Annotated in this window: 20 protein-coding genes; 9 read left to right on the top strand and 11 right to left on the bottom strand. The window is 63.9% G+C overall.

The annotated features are described in order from the left end of the window. Window positions 1–61: 61 nt before the first annotated feature. Entirely contained in the window at window positions 62–808 is a 747-nt protein-coding gene (locus Harman_RS10170; RefSeq protein WP_137683664.1) for an MBL fold metallo-hydrolase, read from the top strand. An 18-nt stretch (window positions 809–826) separates the two neighbouring features. Here Harman_RS10170 and Harman_RS10165 read toward each other — a convergent pair whose 3' ends face one another. The 4 genes from Harman_RS10165 to Harman_RS10150 form a co-directional block, all read right to left on the bottom strand. Next, the gene (locus Harman_RS10165; RefSeq protein ID WP_137683663.1) at window positions 827–2,122 is read right to left on the bottom strand and encodes an NUDIX domain-containing protein; all 1,296 of its coding nucleotides are present in this window, start codon (window positions 2,120–2,122) and stop codon (window positions 827–829) included. Between the two features lie 79 nt (window positions 2,123–2,201). After that, the gene (locus Harman_RS10160; RefSeq protein ID WP_137683662.1) at window positions 2,202–3,305 is read right to left on the bottom strand and encodes an aminotransferase class V-fold PLP-dependent enzyme; all 1,104 of its coding nucleotides are present in this window, start codon (window positions 3,303–3,305) and stop codon (window positions 2,202–2,204) included. 295 nt (window positions 3,306–3,600) lie between these two features. Then, entirely contained in the window at window positions 3,601–4,218 is a 618-nt protein-coding gene (gene rdfA, locus Harman_RS10155) for a rod-determining factor RdfA (RefSeq protein WP_137683661.1), read from the bottom strand. Window positions 4,219–4,263: 45 nt separating this feature from the next. After that, window positions 4,264–6,225 carry an archaea-specific SMC-related protein gene (locus Harman_RS10150; RefSeq protein WP_137683660.1) on the bottom strand — a complete coding sequence of 654 codons (1,962 nt, stop codon included), beginning with the start codon at window positions 6,223–6,225 and terminating at the stop codon, window positions 4,264–4,266. A 300-nt stretch (window positions 6,226–6,525) separates the two neighbouring features. Here Harman_RS10150 and Harman_RS10145 point away from each other — a divergent pair, with 300 nt between their 5' ends. The 3 genes from Harman_RS10145 to crcB are packed head-to-tail and all read left to right on the top strand — an operon-like array spanning window position 6,526 to window position 7,619. Next, entirely contained in the window at window positions 6,526–6,873 is a 348-nt protein-coding gene (locus Harman_RS10145; RefSeq protein ID WP_005537319.1) for a hypothetical protein, read from the top strand. A gap of 3 nt (window positions 6,874–6,876) precedes the next feature. Next, a complete protein-coding gene (locus Harman_RS10140) occupies window positions 6,877–7,260 on the top strand; it encodes a fluoride efflux transporter FluC (protein WP_137683659.1) in 384 nt (127 codons plus the stop codon). Next, window positions 7,260–7,619, top strand: coding sequence for a fluoride efflux transporter CrcB (gene crcB, locus Harman_RS10135; protein WP_137683658.1), 360 nt, complete (start codon window positions 7,260–7,262; stop codon window positions 7,617–7,619). Before Harman_RS10140 ends, crcB begins: the two co-directional genes overlap by 1 nt. Here the strand turns inward: crcB and Harman_RS10130 are convergent. Then, a complete protein-coding gene (locus Harman_RS10130) occupies window positions 7,612–8,697 on the bottom strand; it encodes an ATP-binding protein (protein ID WP_137683657.1) in 1,086 nt (361 codons plus the stop codon). The genes crcB and Harman_RS10130 overlap by 8 nt on opposite strands. Window positions 8,698–8,772: 75 nt before the next feature. Between Harman_RS10130 and Harman_RS10125 the strand changes: the two genes are divergently transcribed. After that, window positions 8,773–9,219: a DUF7382 domain-containing protein gene (locus Harman_RS10125; protein WP_137683656.1), complete on the top strand. Its 447-nt coding sequence runs from the start codon at window positions 8,773–8,775 to the stop codon at window positions 9,217–9,219. Here Harman_RS10125 and Harman_RS10120 read toward each other — a convergent pair. The 3 genes from Harman_RS10120 to Harman_RS10110 form a co-directional block, all read right to left on the bottom strand. Then, window positions 9,216–9,944: a protein-L-isoaspartate O-methyltransferase family protein gene (locus Harman_RS10120; protein WP_137683655.1), complete on the bottom strand. Its 729-nt coding sequence runs from the start codon at window positions 9,942–9,944 to the stop codon at window positions 9,216–9,218. The two genes, Harman_RS10125 and Harman_RS10120, sit on opposite strands and share 4 nt — an antisense overlap. A 62-nt stretch (window positions 9,945–10,006) precedes the next feature. Further along, window positions 10,007–10,630: a protein-L-isoaspartate(D-aspartate) O-methyltransferase gene (locus Harman_RS10115; protein ID WP_137683654.1), complete on the bottom strand. Its 624-nt coding sequence runs from the start codon at window positions 10,628–10,630 to the stop codon at window positions 10,007–10,009. A gap of 1 nt (window position 10,631) precedes the next feature. Beyond that, window positions 10,632–11,285 (bottom strand): HVO_0476 family zinc finger protein, encoded by a 654-nt coding sequence (locus tag Harman_RS10110; protein ID WP_137683653.1) that lies wholly within the window; start codon window positions 11,283–11,285, stop codon window positions 10,632–10,634. A gap of 111 nt (window positions 11,286–11,396) precedes the next feature. Between Harman_RS10110 and Harman_RS10105 the strand changes: the two genes are divergently transcribed. Beyond that, window positions 11,397–11,813 (top strand): DUF1648 domain-containing protein, encoded by a 417-nt coding sequence (locus tag Harman_RS10105; RefSeq protein WP_137683771.1) that lies wholly within the window; start codon window positions 11,397–11,399, stop codon window positions 11,811–11,813. A gap of 129 nt (window positions 11,814–11,942) precedes the next feature. Here Harman_RS10105 and Harman_RS10100 read toward each other — a convergent pair whose 3' ends face one another. Beyond that, the gene (locus tag Harman_RS10100; protein ID WP_137683652.1) at window positions 11,943–12,902 is read right to left on the bottom strand and encodes an aminopeptidase; all 960 of its coding nucleotides are present in this window, start codon (window positions 12,900–12,902) and stop codon (window positions 11,943–11,945) included. A 192-nt stretch (window positions 12,903–13,094) separates the two neighbouring features. On the opposite strand from Harman_RS10100, the gene Harman_RS10095 reads away from it, so the two are divergent. Next, complete coding sequence (locus tag Harman_RS10095; RefSeq protein WP_137683651.1) at window positions 13,095–14,159, top strand: type II glyceraldehyde-3-phosphate dehydrogenase; 1,065 nt, start codon at window positions 13,095–13,097, stop codon at window positions 14,157–14,159. Between the two features lie 3 nt (window positions 14,160–14,162). Here Harman_RS10095 and Harman_RS10090 read toward each other — a convergent pair whose 3' ends face one another. After that, window positions 14,163–14,654: a metallophosphoesterase gene (locus Harman_RS10090; RefSeq protein WP_137683650.1), complete on the bottom strand. Its 492-nt coding sequence runs from the start codon at window positions 14,652–14,654 to the stop codon at window positions 14,163–14,165. A gap of 111 nt (window positions 14,655–14,765) precedes the next feature. On the opposite strand from Harman_RS10090, the gene Harman_RS10085 reads away from it, so the two are divergent. Beyond that, complete coding sequence (locus Harman_RS10085) at window positions 14,766–15,017, top strand: DUF7533 family protein (RefSeq protein ID WP_137683649.1); 252 nt, start codon at window positions 14,766–14,768, stop codon at window positions 15,015–15,017. Here Harman_RS10085 and Harman_RS10080 read toward each other — a convergent pair. Then, window positions 15,014–15,688: an RNA ligase partner protein gene (locus tag Harman_RS10080; protein WP_137683648.1), complete on the bottom strand. Its 675-nt coding sequence runs from the start codon at window positions 15,686–15,688 to the stop codon at window positions 15,014–15,016. The genes Harman_RS10085 and Harman_RS10080 overlap by 4 nt on opposite strands. A 96-nt stretch (window positions 15,689–15,784) precedes the next feature. Here Harman_RS10080 and Harman_RS10075 point away from each other — a divergent pair, with 96 nt between their 5' ends. Next, the gene (locus Harman_RS10075) at window positions 15,785–16,897 is read left to right on the top strand and encodes an RNA ligase (protein WP_137683647.1); all 1,113 of its coding nucleotides are present in this window, start codon (window positions 15,785–15,787) and stop codon (window positions 16,895–16,897) included. The last annotated feature ends 5 nt before the right edge of the window (window positions 16,898–16,902 follow it).

The raw sequence follows: 16,902 nt of genomic DNA, 5'->3' as shown, positions 1-16,902 counted from the left end.
GACTGGGGACGACGCCGGCGAGTAGCGGCCTTATTCAGGGGGTAGCGCGTATGGGTGCGTAATGACCATTCGACACGACGGGCTGACCGTCGACTGGCTGGGGTACGCCACGCTCCGATTCGCCGGCGACGACACGGTGGTGTACGTCGATCCGGGCCGGTACGGCGTGCTCACCGGCGAGTGGGAGCCCCACACAGATGGTATCGGCCATCCACCAAGTAGCGACTACCGCGAAGAAGACGGGGACATCGTCTGTGTGACCCACGTCCACCACTACGACCCGGACGGTATCGAACGCGTCGCGAGCGAGGACGCGACAATCGTCGCCTACGAAGGCATCGACGAGCGCGTCGGCGACCGGGACCTCCCGCCGCTGTCCTCGCTGCCCTACGACGTGGTTGAGGTCGGTATGAAATCGCAAACGACGATCAAGGACGTTCCGATCTGGTCGACGCCGGCATACAACGAGCCGGACGGCCCGCACACGCTCGACGACGGCACGCCCTATCACCCGGAGGGCTTTGGCTGTGGCTTCATGGTCGCTGTCGAGGGAACCCGGGCGTTCTATCCGGGCGATTCAGATGTGCTACCGGGCCATCGGACGCTTGAGGTGTCGCTACTGTGTCCGCCCATCGGCCCGCGGGCGACGATGGACCGCCACGAGGCCGCCAGTCTCGCCGCGACTATCGACCCGGACCTCGTGTTGCCGGTCCACTACAACACCTTCTCGAATCTCGAAGCCGACTCCCGCGAGTTCGCCGCCGACGTGGCCGAAGCCGGCGTGCCGGTCGTGTTAGACGAGCAGTGAGCGCCTGAATATCGTCCATTAGCCACCGTCAGCCCACCCGGCCCGCTCCCGGTGTGCGTCAGCTATCTCCCTGATTTCGTCGGTCCCTAGCACACCGCGTTCGGTGACGACCGTCACCGCCGACGCGGGCGTCAGGTCGAAGGTGGGATTCTCGACGGCCAGGTCGGCGTCACCGTCGTACACCTCCCGAGAGTTCCGTTCCTCTCGGTCCCACTCGGCATGTGGCGCGATTTTGTCTGTGGCACACACCGCGTAGGAGTCCACGTCCGCGGCGGCCGCCGATAGCGCTGCCGAGCGGGTACCGACTTTGTTGACTACGCGACCGTCCGGCAGAACGCGGTCGGCCCCGACGACCAGCGTGTCGGCGCTCCATGCGTCCAGTTCGTGGCCGAAGGCTGTGTCGGTCGTCAGCGTCACCGCCGCGCTGTCGGCAACGGTCTCGGCGACGCTGACCCCTTCACCGCCGGGTCTCGACTCGGCGACGAGGACGGCCTCGGGCGCGGCGGCCTCAACCACCACACGGACCGTCCCAGAGCGCGATAGCGTTGCGAGTCGGTCGCCGACATGTTCGGCGGCGACGGCGGCAGCGACCCGGTCGGCGGTCACCGCGTGGTTCAGCGCCTCAGTCGCGGCCCGCTCGACGGCCGCCGGCGATTCGTCAGTGACGGCGGCCATCGCTCGGTTGATGCGGTTGGCGACGACGACCATCGAGGGACGTGCCTCGCGGAGTGTGGCGGCGAGGGCTGCGAGCGCGTCCCAGTCGTCGCCGTCCCGCTCGGCCGGCTCCAGTTCGTCGGTCCGTCCAGCCTCCGCGAGGGCGGCCTCGTCGCGCAACACCTCAAGTGCCCGCAGCGATAGCCACGCCGAGCCGTGGGTCCGGTCCTCGCGGACGGTCGCTACCCGCGGCCGGACGCGGTCCCAGGCGGTCCACAGCCGCGGGACTGTCTCACGAGTCAGTATCTCGGGCGGGTGGACCCACACAGCCTCGGTCGCCTCCTCGTTGGTCTCGACTGTGCGCGCCTCACTGTCGAACAGGAACGGATGGACGACCCACCTGACGCCCTGATCGGCGTCGTCGACCTGGAACGGGTCACCCTGCCGGACCAGCGTGACCGCGTCGGCCAGCCCGGTCTCCTCGTCGATTTCGGCCCGCGCGGCCGTCTCCGGGTCCCGGTCCCGTCCGGCGTCGTCGGCGACGTGTCCCGCGACCCCGCCCCACTGACCCTGATACGACCCGACCGCGTTGCTCCGGCGCAACAGCAACACTTCGCCCTCACTGCGCAGGAAGCACGTCACGATGGGGCGTGTCTCCATGCGAGGAGAGACGACCGGGCGGGGCAAGAAAGTCCGGGCGCGAAGGGTGGAAGCCGAGATGCAGTAGCGCCGCCAGGGCCTAGAGCGCGTCGAGCAGGCGGTCGATGTCGTCGGCGGTGTTGAACGCGTGGACCGATGCTCGGACCGCCTCGGGGTGGGGGAGGGACCTGATGACGATTCCCTCCGCCGCGAGTCGCTCGACGGTCGCCTCGGGGTCATCCGCGGTAAACGTCACCAGTCCCGACTCGTATTCACGGGGACTCAACAATCGGTCGCCGAGGCCGTCCTTGAGCCGGTCGGTGAGCCGTTCGACGCGGGCCTGAATCGTATCGAGCCCGACAGCTTCGACCGTCTCGATGGCCTCCGCAAGCGCGACGTAGGGAACCGGCGAGGTGGTGCCGACCTCGAAGCGGCGTGCGCCAGCGTAGTACTCGTACCCGTCTGCACTGGGGTCCTCGACGCTCCGGTAGCCAATCCGGGTCTGGCGCAGTCGGTCGTAGGCGTCCGGGTCGACGTAGAGGAACCCGCCGCCCCAGATACCCAGCAGCCACTTGTGGCCCGCCGCGGCCACGAAATCCGCGTCCCACTCGGTCACGTCGACGGGGTGTTGCCCGACAGACTGAACGGCATCGACAAGCACCTGCGCGCCGGCGTCGTGCGCTATGTCGACGACATCAGCGACCGGGAGTCTGGTCCCGTGGGTCCAGGTGAGTGAACTCAGCGCCACCAGTCTGGCGTCGGCCACGGCATCTTTCACGTCCGCCATGTCGAGCCGACCGCCGTCGGTCTCCAGCACGCGGACCTCGATATCGTGGGTGTCGGCCAACCGGTCCCACGGGAGCGTCCCGGCGGGGTGTTCGAGATCGGTCCGGACGACCACGTCGCCGGGCTGCCAGTCGATGGCTCCGGCGACCATGTTGACCCCGTCGGCGGTGCTACGGGTGAACGCGACGTTGCCAGCATCGGTCCCGAGGTGGCCGGCGACGACTTCTCGGGCTGCCGTGATGGCATCCCACGCGACCGCGTAAGGACCGTCGCCGGCCGGTGCGTCGAAGGCGTGGCGTTCGAGAAACGACGTTGCAGCGTCGACAACAGGGCGAGGTGTCGGCCCGCTCGCACCCGTGTTGAAATACGTACACCGTTCGAGCGCCGGAATCGACGCCCGCAGTTCGGCTGGGTTCATATCCCTGTCCACGAGCGCTGGACGCTTCAGCCCTGTGTGACGCTTCGAACGGGGAGGGTGGCGGTTTCGGGGGCGGCTGCGTATTCCTGCCATCGTACCGGTCTCGAATCGTTTAAGCTATATTTTGTTGCGTTTCACAACCGTATTCGATTGTTTCAACTCACGATATTGTTGCAGGCGCTTTCGTTACAGTCGAAGCCAAAGCAACCAGCTCATAGTGATTATTGTCGATTATTTTCGGATAGCGCCGTCTCTGGGGTCGGCGCGTCCCAGTAAATCGCTCCAATAATCACTATCAGTCCTGCTGGCACTCACAACCGCCCTGTTCGAAGAACTCCGCGACGGCGTACTGGCTGCCACAGGACTGGCACAGCACCTGCGCGTCAAGGAAGACTTCGAAGTCCTCGATGTCGATACGGCCCGTGTCACGCAGTTTCTCGATGCGCTGGTCGGTGACTGACAGCGTCCGCGTCAGTAGGCGCTGAATGCTTTCGAGGTCCTTCTCGATTTTCTCGTCGTCGGATAACCCCTGGTATTCCGCGCCGCGCCACTCCTTCAGATACGACCGGATCGCCTGGTACGTGACGAAATCGGTTTCGAGGCTATCCACGTCGATACCGTTGCGTTCGAGTCGGTTGACGGTGTCCGTCCGAACACCGGTACTGATGTCGTCGCCGGTGAGGTTCTCGTAGGTCGATTCCACGTCGCTTTCGAGCGCGCTCAGGCCGGCATCGACCAGCGCGCGTTCCAGCAAGCGTTTGTTGAAAAACTCCGCGAGGTCCCGGAGGCTCATGCGCTCTTCGCCGTCACCGGTCCAGCGAGCCTCCATCTCCGCACCGAGTCCATCGAGTTCGTACTCGTCGATGAGTCGAGCGACCTTGCTCGACGGCCGACCGTCTGTCGTATTCGCCATCTGTTGTCCCCACGTACGGTAACCGGGAGTAAAAGACTACTGGGGTTAGATCGAGGTGATGCGGTTGAAGTCCTCGTCGAGGGCCTGGGCGTCCTCCGGCAGAAGGGCGACGACCAGATGCTCGGCGTAGTCGGCGAAGTACTCGACGAGTTCGGCGATCCGCGCCGAGTCGATGGCCTCCAGGGAGTCAAGCAGCATGAACGGAACGCTCTCGTGGAGGTCATGCACCAGATAGCCCGCAAGCGCGAAGATGAGCCCCGTCACTTCGCGTTCGCTTTCGCTCAAGTGCTCGATGGTGTCCTCGTAGGCCGCGCCGTTCTCGGTGGTCCGGACGATGTGGAGTTCGAACACCGTTCGGTCAACCTTCTGGCGGCCCTCCCGGACGGTCTGTTCGACGCGCTCGATCCAGATGCGTTCGAGGTTCTCGTACTCCAAGATACCGAGGATGGCGTCCATGTGTTCGTTGAACTGGTCGACGGCATTGGCCTCGATCTGGTCGATCTTCGTCCGCTTGTCGGTGAGTTCATCGACCAGTGCGTCGCGCTCCTCGCGGAGGTCGTCGGCCTGCTCGACCAGCTCCTCGATCTCCTCGATTTCCTCGCTCACATCGTCGAGGTCCGACTCCAGGCTGTCGATCTCGAACTCCAGCTGGTTGGCCTCCCGGTGCAGCGAGAGGATCTCGTCGAAGTCCTCGGATTCGAGGTTGTCGACCTCGTCTTCCAGTGACTCGACATCCTCGGTCAGCTCCTCACGTCGCTCCTTCAGGGAGGTGATCTGCTCCTCGCGGCGATCGATCTCCGTTTCGGTCTCCTGGATCTTCCGTTCGACGTTTTCGCGGCGGCGCTGCTTTTTCTCGGCCTCGCGCTGGTCGGCTTTGAGATCGTCGAGTTCCGATTTGATGTCGTTGAGGTCCTCGACCTTCTGCCGGCGGAGGTCCTGCAAGCGGTCGACGGTGTCTTCGATCTGCTCGCGGTTGACTGTCGAGCCACACGTCCAGCAGACGACGGATTCGCCGTCCTCGCCTTCGAGGAGTTGCTCCGTGACATCGCCATCGGAGCCCTCCGGCGCGTCTTCGAGCGACTGGATGACATCGTAGTCCTCCTCTTCGAGGCGCTCCTCGTTGTACTGGATGAGGCTCTGCAGGTCGGATATCTCGCTGTTCAGTTGCTGACGCTGGTCGCGCAGGGTGGCGATCTCGTCTTCGAGGTGCTGCTGGTCGCCCATCGGCGTCTCCGGCAGTTCGTCCAGTTCGTCCTTGAGATCGGATCGCTCGCGTTTCAGCGAGGAGATGCTCTCCTCCTGGGCCTCGATGTCCCGACGGACGGATTCGAGGTCCGACCGCGTCGAGCGGAGTTCGTCGAGTTTCTCTTCGAGAACGTCCTGTTCCTGGCGGCTTTCCTCGATATCCCGGCTGCTGTTGTCGATCTCCTCTTCGCGCTCGGCCAGTTCATCGCGTTTCTCCTCGATTTGCTCGCGGAGTTCGGTCCGGCGCTGTTCGAGGTCGGGGAGGTCGCGCTGGCGGGACTCGATAGTGGCGAGTTCATCGTTGATGTCGCCTTTCTCGGCTTCTAGCTGTTCTACCTCCGAGCGGATGGCGTCGATGTCGACCGGGCGCATGATGATCTCACGGAGGTCGTCGCCCCGTGCCACGGAGCGGCGCGCCTCGTTGGTTTCGAGCAGGAACGCGAACAGGTCGGCGACTTCAGGGTCGTCGAGATAGCCCTCACCGTTGAACTGGACGGCATCCCCCGCTCGCGTGAGCGTCCGTTCGTATATTTCATCCCCGTACGTGAGGGTAACGCTCCCCTCGTCGGCATCACCTTTCAGCGTCGCCTGCGTGCTCCCCATCGCCGCCATAATAGACTGCAGAAACGATGTCCGGTTCGTCGCGTTCTTGCCTGTCAGGACCGTCACGCCCGGCGGAATATCGACGGATGTCTCGTCGATCCCACCGATATTGGTCACTTCGAAGTGGGCGACACTAGATTCTTGCTTTGATTCTGCCATTGCGCTGTTGTTGTTGGAGACGATATAAAAATAATTTCATTGCCGAAAGAACCACTCATCGCATCGAACGGCGGTCGAAACCGGACTCACCAGCAGTATCGGCCGACGGCCAGCGGATAAACCGTCAGTCGGCAAAGAAATAACACCTGTACCAATATTATTCCGCCACAGGGACGCCGACAATCGGATCAGCTGTACTTCGTGCTGATATTGTTATTTTGTTGTGTTTCGTAATATCTATCGCTTGTTAGCTATTTCAAAATACCAATCTATAAGTCACAGTGCTCGGAACCACACGATATGACCAGGTACGAAACGCTGCTGGAGGTCGAACTGGACGAGTGGGACAGTGGGTACGGCGTCTTGCAGATCGTCGATCCGGACGACAGCGACACTGCCGAGCTACGGTTCTGTTACTTCAATGAGAACGGGAAATTCACGAACCGGCCGCTGACGCTGCGCCCCGACGAGGAGACGCTGGACCGCACGACGCGGATGGTCGAGAACCTCGGCTACGTGGCCCGGACGTTCGACCCGGCAGAAATCCGTGAACTGGTCGAGACGCTTGGCGAAGAGCGGGTCATCGAACTCGCACAACTCGTCGACACGCTCGGCGAGGCGCGGCTTGCGGAGATACTCGGAGAGTGACCGATGAAAGAGACGCACCCGCTCGCATCGGTCGAAACTATTGTCCTCGTGGGTCTCGGGGGCTTCGCCGGCTCGAACCTCCGGTACTTTGTCGGTCTCTTTTTCCCAGGGCTACAGGGGACGCTGCTGGTCAACGTCCTCGGCAGTTTCGCGCTCGGCGTGTTGGTGTACGAGGGGCTGCAGGTCGGCACGTTGGCGAGCGAGACGAAACTGGCCGCCTCGACCGGCTTTATCTCATCGTTTACCACCTACAGCACGTTCGCGGTGGAGACGGTGCTGACACCCAAGTGGGCCGTCGCAAATATCGTCGGCAGTTACGCCTTGGGCTTTGCCGGCGTCCTTGCGGGACGGACGGTCGTTCGTCTGTTGACGGGGGGTGAGGGCTAATGGTCGCCATCGAGCCGGCGCATCTGGTCGGAACCGGCGGCGCTATCGGCGCACTCTGTCGGCACTATCTGGCACAGGCAGTTCAGCGGGAGACGTTCCCGTTCGGGACACTCACGGTGAACGCGGTCGGGAGTTTCGTCCTCGGACTGGTGACGTTCGCTGGCGTCGCCGGGAACGCGGCGCTGCTGGTCGGCGTGGGTGCATGCGGGTCGTTCACGACGTTTTCCTCGTTTTCCGTCGAAACGGTTCGGCTGTGGGAAGACGGCTACGTGGCACTGGCCACTCTCAACGCCGTCGCCAACCTCGTCTGTGCGCTAGCTGCAATCGGGCTGGCCTGGGGCGTCGTACAGGTCATTTAGTTCCTGTCGCGTCACCAGATTGCAGCGCTCCCGAACGTGCTTCGTGGTTGCTGTCTGCCACGAGGTCGCTGGCTCGCGGCGTCTCGCCGCCATGGGGCGTCTGCCGCTCGCGGACCGTCACGTGATGGACGGATTCGGTCCCGTCGTCGACGACGAGTGCGTCACCGGTCGCCTCGGGCAGCCGGGCCGCGAAATCGCCGTCGAGATACGTCGGCTGGGCCGCCTGCAGCGCGTCGATATCAGCGGTGCTCGTCAGTCGGTGGGCGACGAGCAGGTCCGTCTGGGAGACGGTCGTTGCCGGAACGGCGCTGGGTCGCTGTGTCGCCAGCACGCAACTCACGCCAGGCTGGCGGCCCCGAGTGACGAGCCGGCGGAGCGGACGCTGGGCGACCCCGTCAGTGAACGCGTGGGCTTCGTCGACCAGCAGCCACGGCAGCCGAGTCGTCTGTTCGGCGACCCGAGCGTCGTACAGCGCGGTTGCGACAGCGGCGAGAACCGCCCCGGCCGGCCGCGAAGCGAGTTCCGACATATCGAGGACGGTCAGGCCACCGTTGCACAGCGTTCCCGCCTCGATACCCGCAGGATCGAAGATGTCCCAAGACGCGGCGAGCGAGAGATGGTTCGCCGCCGCTCGGACGGAACTCGCTGCCGCATCCGAATCAGCCATCCACGAGCGCATCCCATCGAGGGTCGGACACTCGCTTGCCGCTCGCCACACAAGCGCGCCAGCGCCCTGTTCCGGGTCGAGTCCGAGGACTGTACACCACTGGCGCGGGTCGAGCGCGTCTGCGCGAACGCTGGGGTCGACCACCGTCGCCGACACGTCCGCAGTATCCAGCGGTGTGAACGCCCCCATCGGGTCGACGACGACCGGTGCGACCCCTTCGGCGGACAGTAGTCCCTCGACGAGGACGCCGAGCGTGTACGTCTTCCCCGAGCCGCGTTTACCAACGATTAGGCCCACGTGTGGCCGGTCGACATCGAGGTCGATCACAGCGCCGCGGCTCCCGTCACGGGCCCGGTAGTGACCCAGTCGGGCTGTCTCCCCCGTCGGTTCCTCGCGTCCGATAACGACCATGCCGGCGGTTGGCCCGTTCCAGTACTTGAACGCTCGCCCGAGGATTCAAATACGAACCCGGGACCACCCCTGTCTATGTCAGATTCGCTGTGGCGTGACGAACGTGCTATCGAGGGACTCCCGATTCGACTGGTCATCGCGCTGGTGGTCGGTGTCGCCTGCCTCTCCGTGATGATGAGCACAATCTCCGGAATCGAGACGCTACAAGTGACGGAAGTCGATATCGAGCCACATCCCGAAGTGACCGACCCGGGGACACAGGACGTGGTCGTCACCGTCGTCGATTCGAAGGGGTCGCCCGTCTCCGGAGCGACAGTCGTCGCGAAAAGCGGCACGGCAACGCTCTCGTCAGTCACGACGGGCGAGACAGACGGCGCAGGGAACGTAACCCTCTCGCTATCGCCGTCGCTCGGACCGAATCAACAGGACGGCACCGTCACGTTCGAGGTGAAGCCACCAGCGGGTAGTAACTACGAGGACGCCCGCTCGAACACCGACCTGCTCGTCGTTGAGTCGCCCTAGTCCCAGTCGATCCAGTCCTGCTCCCAGCCAGCGCGGGACTGGGCTGCCCGCCGGGCGCGCTCGCGGTCCTCGCGGTGGGTCCGGTTGCGTTCGACGGTGTCGGCCTGCTCGCCTTCAACGAGCATCGGCTGGAACGCGACAGTGCCGTGTCGCTGGACCGAGCCGTCGGGCTCGACGACGGCCAGCGACTGCTCGCCGGTGCCGAGCGGCATCACCAGCCGCCCCTCCTCGGTCAGTTGCTGGAGGAGCGCCCGGGGCGGATCGATTGCGGCGGCTTCCAAGAGGATTCGGTCGTAGGGCGCGTACTCGGGGAGTCCGTCAGCGCCGTCGCGGCGATCCACGAGCACAGCGTCGTAGCCCGCTTTCGCAAGGTTCTGGCGGGCTTCGATGACCAGCCGTCGCGTGATGTCGATCGCCTGCACGTTGGCCGCGCCGACGTGTTCCGCCAGCACCGCGGCCGTGTATCCGACGCCGGCACCGACCACGAGCACGTCGTCGTCCTCGTCAGGAGCCAGTGCTTCGAGCACACGGCCGGCGGTGCTGGGAGAGAGAACACGCGTACCGAGACGTTCGAACGGGCGGTCGGAGTAGGCCTGTTGCTCGCCGACGAAGGCCTCCCGGGGGACGGCACGCATCGCTGTCGACAGCCACGCACTCCGGACGACACCCTTGCTCTCGTGTTGCAGGCTGTCGACCATGTCGTCCCGCAGTACCGCCGGGTCCATATCGAATTATTCGGCCGGAGCTATATCAATGGCGCGACAACGGCCACGTCTGTCGAAAGCCGCTACTGCAGCGGGACGAACCGGACGCCGCCGTGGTCGGTTCTGTCGAGGGTCCCGTCGGTCCGTTTCTCCGCCCGGATGAGTCGCTGCTGTCCGTCTCCAATTGGAGCCAGAAGAATGCCGCCGTCGCGGGTCTGGTCGACGAGCGGGGCGGGGAAATCCGGCGCGGCACAGGTCAGATACGTTCGGTCGTATGGCGCGTGTTCGGGCCACCCTTCCTTCCCGTCGCCGGTCCGGACAGAAACGTCGCCGTAGCCGGTCGCGTCCAGCGTCTTCCGCGCTTCGTCGGCCAACGATGCGTGATACTCCACGCTGTAGACGTTCTCGGGGCCGACCAGTTCGGCGGTCACCGCCGCGTGATAGCCACAGCCAGTGCCGATTTCCAGCACCCGGTCGCCCGCCGAGAGGTCCAGCAGCTCGGCCATGATTGCGACCATGTGCGGCGCAGAAATCGTCTGGCCCGCACCGATAGGAAGGGGGCGGTCGGCGTAGGCGTCGCGTCGCTTGTCGTCCGGGACGAACCGATGTCGGGGAACCGACGCTATCGCCGCCAGAACGGCCTCGTCGGAGACGCGTTTGCGCAGGTGGTCGGTCAGTCGCGACCGCTGTCGGTCCCAGTCGACCATCCTACCACGCCGACCACGCCGTGGTCGACTCGTCTCTGACGTACAGTCGGTTGATGTCCTTCGCGATGCCCATGTCGCCGTCGTGGTCCATGTTCTGGTGGTCGTAGCCGTGGGCGTCGTCGCGGACGTGAATCCCCTCGACGGTGAACTCCTCCTCGCCGAACTCCTCGGTCTCGCCGACGACGAACTCGTAGTCGCCGGGGACGTGGAGCTTGAAGCTCTCGGTCTCGTCGTGGGTCCCGTCTTTGGGATGCATCGTGACGTTGACCGCGACGTTCCCAACCGCACGCGACCAGATGGTCTCGACATCCTCGGCGGCCGCGTCGTCCTCGCGGCCGTCCGCGGTCTCCAGACTGGTGATTCGCGCAGTCACGACGGCCTCCTCGGTCTCCAGCAGGAACTCCTCGCCGACGGACAGTTCTTCCTCGGCGGGCACGTCGACCTGTGCGGTAAATGAGTCCCCGTCCTGTGAGACGACGACATTGCGCTCCAGCGTCTCGTCCTCGGGCAATTGCTCCTTGTGGACGTGGTCACAGTCCGTACAGCGAACCGTCACGTGGCCGCCCGGCTTCAGCACCTCGTGAACCGTTTCCAGGTCCGGCGAACAGGCCGGACACGGGAGGGCGATGCGGTCGCCCGGTGTAGCGTCTGTCATATACCCGATTTGACCGTGCTCCCCTAAATGGTCGTCGCCACGGCGCTGCTCGTGGTTCTGTCTCGCACGGCGGCCGAGAACTTATTCACTCGCCGAAACGAAACGCCGACAATGCCCCTCCACCGGAGCCATGCTGATATGGTGAGCGCGCTCATCATCGTCCTGACGGCGCTGGCCGGCGCGGCGGTCTGGTCACACCTTCCCGCCGAAATCGCGATTCACTTTTCCGCGTCGGGGACGCCCGATAACCACGTCTCGAAGCCGGTCGGTGTCGCTCTACTGCCGGCGCTAATGGTCGGGACACTCCTCATTCTTAAAGGTGCGTTCCGCTACGACCCCCCGGACACGCCCCGGGTTGCGGCCACCATCACCGTCGCGACGATAGCGTTCATGGGTGCGATACACGGACTCGTGCTCGCGTGGAATCTCGGCTATCCCGTTCCGTTCGACCTCGCCCTCGTCGGGTCGCTCGTCTGGGCGGTGTTCGTCATCGGATACGCTGTGCGGGCAGAGTACGTGCACGGATAGCAGTGACTGTCCAGCGGTCGGGGTGCGCTACTCACACCTCCAGTCCTGTTTTTCTCGACTCCGTTCTGGCTTCGATTCGGTCACTCAACACGAGGAAGTTTCACTTCCTCGCCTGCCTCGCGGTTCATTTCATTCACCGCTCGGCTTCGGGAGGTCTACGACCTCCCCGTCCGCATACACGGTCGGTTCCGTCAAAATCCCGTCCAGATGAATCGGCGCGTGGACATCCCCACCCATCGCATGATCGTCGCCGATAGCGATATGGACCGTGCCGCCGGCTTTCTCGTCCAGTAGGACGGAGCCGACGAGTTCTGTCACGGCGACGTTCGTGCCGATGCCGAGTTCGGCGAGGTTGTAGGCGTCCCGTCCGACTTCCTCGGCGGCCTCCTCGACCTCCACGCGAATGTCCGGATCGTCGATGTCCGTGACGTAGCCATCCTCAACCTCGAATGTGAGATGTTTGCCGTCGAGTTTGCCGTGGGGGCGCATCGTCCCGTCGACGACGAACGTGCCGTCGGCCGTCTCGGGGGCGAGGAACACCTCGCCGGCGGGGAGGTTCGACATCTCGCCGGCTTCGTGGACGATGCCGGTATCCATATGCCACTCGCGCGCGCCGATGCCGAACGTGATATCGGTCCCCTGGGGTGAGGTGACCCGGATTTCCTCAGCATCCTCGACCTGGGCCAGCACGTCCTCGCAGTGCTGTTTGATGAGTTGGTAGTCGGCGTCTAACCCCATCAGGAACACGCCCTCGCTGATGCCGGGCAGCGTCGCGACGCGAGCGCCAGCGTCGTTAGCGTCGGTCCGGGCTTCTGTGTGACTCAGGCTCTTGGTCGTCGGTGCAAGTACGACATCGGCGGTTTCCATCGCGCCGGCGACCGGTGCAGGCGGCTCCGCGCCGTGTTGTTCACCTGGAGGGTAGCGAACGAACACCGAGTCGTCGGTTATCTCAGCGGCGACGCGGTACAGCGCCTCGCCGATGGCTTTCCGCTGGTCGTCAGTGATTATCGCACACGACTCGTCGGACTGGAGATTCAGGCACTGTTTGACGGCGGTCTCTGCAGGCGCGCGAAGCGACGAGTTATCCATACGGACGGCTCCGTCCTCTGGCTGAATAACTCTTGATGGAACGTCGGCGTACGCCGTCGAAACACGGCATATCTCAGTGTTTTCAGCAAATTCGTGCTAAAAGTTCACATTCTCTTGAGGTACAACTATCTGAGTTAATTTCTCCAAATTTTAATCACAAAGAATATACTCTCCCCGAAGGTACAGTCGTGCATGCTCCACGTGGGCATCAACGGCTTCGGCACCATCGGGAAACGCGTCGCTGACGCGGTGCGTGTCCAGCCAGATATGACAGTTGCGGGCGTCGCAAAGCGCTCGCCGAATTTCGAGGCAACTATCGCAGACGACCGCGGCTACGACCTCTATGCCGCGGACGGCCGCGAACCGTTCGATGAAGCCGATCTCGCGACAGCCGGCACAGTCCATGACCTCATTGAAACGAGTGATGTTGTCATTGACACGACGCCCAGCGGCGTCGGTGCAGCCAACGCATCGCTGTACGCCGACCACGACACGCCGGCCATCTTCCAGGGTGGGGAGGACGCGGACTTAGCTGATGTGAGTTTCAACGCTCGCGCGAACTACGAGAAGGCGGTCGGCGCTGACACGGCCCGTGTCGTCTCCTGTAACACGACCGGTCTGTCACGCCTGCTCGCCCCGCTCAAGGAATCCTACGGCGTCGAGAAATCCCGCGTCACGCTGGTCCGGCGCGGTGCCGACCCCGGCCAGACCGGCCGTGGCCCCATCAACGACACGCTCCCTGACCCCGTCGAAATCCCCTCTCATCACGGTCCCGACGTGCAGACGATTTTCCCCGACCTCGACATCGACACGATGGGAATGAAGGTCCCAACGACGCAGATGCACACCCACAGCGTCAATGTCACGCTGGAGAGCGAGCCAACGACGGAGGAAGTCACATCCCTGCTCGCCGACGAGTCGCGCCTGTTCCTCATCCCGGAGACGCTCGGTATCGACGGTGCTGGAAAGCTCAAAGAGTACACCCGCGACGCCGGCCGTCCCCGCGGCGACGTGTGGGAGAACTGCATCTGGGCCGAATCAATCACGGTCGAAGGCCGGGACCTCTACCTGTTCCAGGCCATCCACCAGGAAGCCGATGTCGTGCCGGAGAACATCGACGCCGTTCGCGCGCTCTCGGAGCGGACCGCAAGCGCCGAAAAGAGCATCCGACGCACCGACGAAGCGCTCGGCGTCGGTCGCGGACTCGTCGAACACGACGGCAGCCCACAGCGCGTCGATAGTCACGCCGACGACTGATTTTCACTCCAGTTCGTGGAATTCGACTTCGCCGGAGTCCGTCGACAGCGTCGCGACCGAGAACGGCTCAGGGGCCGGCGGAATCGAGATGCCGCCGGGATTGATTCGTTCCGTGTCCCCACGTTCCTCGTGGCCGCGTTCGTGCGTGTGCCCGTGGAGGACGTAATCGTAGGTCCCACAGTCGACAAGCGCGTCGACGATCTCCTCGCTGGTCCCGTGATACACCGCGATGGTGTGGCCGTCGATGGTCAACTCGCCCATCTCGCCGAAGTACGTACCGAACTCCGCGACGGTGGACTGGACCGCCCACTCGCCGTCGTTGTTGCCCCGAACTGCGTAAAACGACCAGTCGCCGTCGAACGGCGTCACGGAGAACGGGGCCACGAAGTCGCCGCAGTGGAAGACCGTCTCACAGCCCGCGTCTTCGAACGTCTCGACTGCTGCCTCGACAAGCGACCCGTTATCGTGCGTGTCCGAGACGATGCCGACGTGCATACTGACGGCGTTCATCCGGCAGCGACTTGAACGTGTGCACCTTGACGCTGGTGGGAACGCCGTCGTCATGCAGGCGCGACGTTTTTCATTAGTCACCGCCTACGACGACCGATGGCACGGGGACTCATCGGGACGATTGAACTGATGGTCGCGGTTGTACTCGCCGCGCGGGTCACCCTCCTTGGCGTCGACAACCTCGCTCGCGGTCAGACGGCCATCGGCGCGGTTTTTCTCGGGTTAGCCGCTGCATTACTCATCATCGAATGGGTCGCTCCCTCCCCGACAGACATTCCGGGCGCAATCGCTGGGCGAGCACGCAGTGCGCTCCCCGGCGGGAAACCGCCGGACAACGACGACGATTAACTCTCGTCGCGCCAGCGGTCCGGGTCGTCGGCGGCGAGATACTCCCTGAGCAGCGGCGGGAAGTTCCGGCCCTTGAGATACCGCAGTCCGAAGTCCTCCGCCCAGTTGATGATGCCCTGGTCCTCCGTGACCACGCCGGCGTCTAGCTCCTGTGCGAGTATCAGGAGATCGAAGTCCTCGCGGGAGTCGAGGACGCCCTGTCGGAGCGTGTCCCGGTACTCGTCGCGCAGGTCCGAGATGACCTTATCCACTTCAGTCATGTGGTCGTGTTCCTCGACCGTCTCGGCCCGCGACTCCTCGGCCTTCCGGACGGCCTTCTCCGAAACGCGCAGACCGCGGTCGACCCGCTCGGACATCTCGTCGATGAACTCGTAGACGAGGTCTGCCGGAATCCGCACCTCGTGGTGAGCCGGTGACTTCGTAATGACCCACGTATCCAGTTTCGTCAGTACGTCGTCGCTGATAGCCCGGTCCTCCAGCATCGTCGTCAGTTCCGCCTGGATCGACGGTGGCATGTAACAGGAGATGTTGTGGACCAGTTTCGCCTCCGAGATGAGGTCGAGCAGGTCCAGACAGGCCGCCTCCAGGTCCTCGTCGCTGCCTCTGATTTCCGGGGTGAGAAACAGCGACGTGTCGAGGACGAACCGTTGCTTGAGCGGGCGGTCGACCATACTGGCACTACGGTAGCCTGCCACTAATGCTCTCTGACAGTTGTGGGATTGTCACACGCCAGTAGAATTTTAGTCGCATGTCAACAAGAGTCATACATGTCGAGAGACTGGGGGTCGCTGTTCGACATCGACACCGACCCCGAGGACTTGCTCGAACACTTCGATACCGAGTGGTTCCGCGGCCAGCGGTACCGACACCTCAACGACGAACGCCACGGTATCGAGCGGGGAACGGCAGTCGTCAGCGACGTGGTCGTCCGTGGCTATCCGTCGATGCCACGCGCGCTCGTCCTCGAACCGGCGATTCTGGAAACCTTCGACGGCCCCGTCGCCATCGAGGAGAAACTCAACGGCTACAACGTCAGGGTCACGCGGATCGACGGCGACCTCCTGGCGTTTACCCGAAGCGGGTTCGTCTGTCCCTACACCACGCGGAAGGTCGAGGCGTTGCTGGAGGCGGACGCGTTCTTCGACGACCACCCCGAGCACATGCTGTGTGGCGAACTCGTCGGGCCGGAGAACCCTTATACCGACCACGATTACAGCGAGGTCGAGGAGGTCGGGTTCTACGTGTTCGGCATCCGCCACCGCGAGAGCGGGACACCGATGGGCGTCGAGCGCCGACTCGACCAGTGTGCGACCTACGGCCTCGACAGCGTCGACCACTACGGGACGTACACCCCGGCCGCGGCCATCGACGCCGCCCGTGAGCGGATTGACGATCTGAACGCCCGTGGCCGAGAGGGTATCGTCCTGAAATCGACGGACGGTGAGACAGCGCTGAAATACACGACGAGCGCCATCCACCGGGCGGACCTCGAACACGCGTTCGAGCTGCCCTTCGACTACGGCCGTGACTTCGTTTTCACGCGGGTCATCCGGGAGGCGTTTCAGGCCGTCGAACGCGACGAACCGCCGGCAGCCGTCCGCGAGCGAGCACAGGCGTTGGGCGAGGCCATCCTCGAACCTGCAGTCGAAACGATACGGGCAGTGGATGCGGGCGAGCCGGTCGGCGAAACGCACACGGTTCGCGGCGACCCGAAGATTATCGACGATTTGCTGTCGTATTTCCGGGAGCAGGGCCTGAAACTCCACATCGAGCGCGACGAGACCGACGGTGACCAGCGGGTCGTCACGTTCACGAAGGTCGCACAATCGACACGTGACAAGACCCGGTACTACCTAGAGGGCGGGACACTCGACGAATAAAGAGA

This window comes from Haloarcula mannanilytica, from assembly GCF_005406125.1.
GTDB lineage: Archaea > Halobacteriota > Halobacteria > Halobacteriales > Haloarculaceae > Haloarcula > Haloarcula mannanilytica.
Note: the sequence above shows the minus strand (reverse complement) of the source record. Positions and strands in the feature narration are given on the sequence as shown.

Coding starts and splice junctions, on each gene's coding strand:
- Harman_RS10160 (WP_137683662.1), bottom strand. CDS start 3,305: ATGAACCCAGCCGAACTGCGGGCGTCGATTCCGGCGCTCGAACGGTGT.
- Harman_RS10110 (WP_137683653.1), bottom strand. CDS start 11,285: ATGACAGACGCTACACCGGGCGACCGCATCGCCCTCCCGTGTCCGGCC.
- Harman_RS10140 (WP_137683659.1), top strand. CDS start 6,877: ATGAAAGAGACGCACCCGCTCGCATCGGTCGAAACTATTGTCCTCGTG.
- Harman_RS10095 (WP_137683651.1), top strand. CDS start 13,095: ATGCTCCACGTGGGCATCAACGGCTTCGGCACCATCGGGAAACGCGTC.
- Harman_RS10105 (WP_137683771.1), top strand. CDS start 11,397: ATGCCCCTCCACCGGAGCCATGCTGATATGGTGAGCGCGCTCATCATC.
- Harman_RS10170 (WP_137683664.1), top strand. CDS start 62: ATGACCATTCGACACGACGGGCTGACCGTCGACTGGCTGGGGTACGCC.
- Harman_RS10075 (WP_137683647.1), top strand. CDS start 15,785: ATGTCGAGAGACTGGGGGTCGCTGTTCGACATCGACACCGACCCCGAG.
- Harman_RS10150 (WP_137683660.1), bottom strand. CDS start 6,225: ATGGCAGAATCAAAGCAAGAATCTAGTGTCGCCCACTTCGAAGTGACC.
- Harman_RS10115 (WP_137683654.1), bottom strand. CDS start 10,630: ATGGTCGACTGGGACCGACAGCGGTCGCGACTGACCGACCACCTGCGC.
- Harman_RS10120 (WP_137683655.1), bottom strand. CDS start 9,944: ATGGACCCGGCGGTACTGCGGGACGACATGGTCGACAGCCTGCAACAC.
- Harman_RS10130 (WP_137683657.1), bottom strand. CDS start 8,697: ATGGTCGTTATCGGACGCGAGGAACCGACGGGGGAGACAGCCCGACTG.
- Harman_RS10125 (WP_137683656.1), top strand. CDS start 8,773: ATGTCAGATTCGCTGTGGCGTGACGAACGTGCTATCGAGGGACTCCCG.
- Harman_RS10080 (WP_137683648.1), bottom strand. CDS start 15,688: ATGGTCGACCGCCCGCTCAAGCAACGGTTCGTCCTCGACACGTCGCTG.
- Harman_RS10165 (WP_137683663.1), bottom strand. CDS start 2,122: ATGGAGACACGCCCCATCGTGACGTGCTTCCTGCGCAGTGAGGGCGAA.
- rdfA (WP_137683661.1), bottom strand. CDS start 4,218: ATGGCGAATACGACAGACGGTCGGCCGTCGAGCAAGGTCGCTCGACTC.
- Harman_RS10090 (WP_137683650.1), bottom strand. CDS start 14,654: ATGCACGTCGGCATCGTCTCGGACACGCACGATAACGGGTCGCTTGTC.
- Harman_RS10085 (WP_137683649.1), top strand. CDS start 14,766: ATGGCACGGGGACTCATCGGGACGATTGAACTGATGGTCGCGGTTGTA.
- Harman_RS10100 (WP_137683652.1), bottom strand. CDS start 12,902: ATGGATAACTCGTCGCTTCGCGCGCCTGCAGAGACCGCCGTCAAACAG.
- Harman_RS10145 (WP_005537319.1), top strand. CDS start 6,526: ATGACCAGGTACGAAACGCTGCTGGAGGTCGAACTGGACGAGTGGGAC.
- crcB (WP_137683658.1), top strand. CDS start 7,260: ATGGTCGCCATCGAGCCGGCGCATCTGGTCGGAACCGGCGGCGCTATC.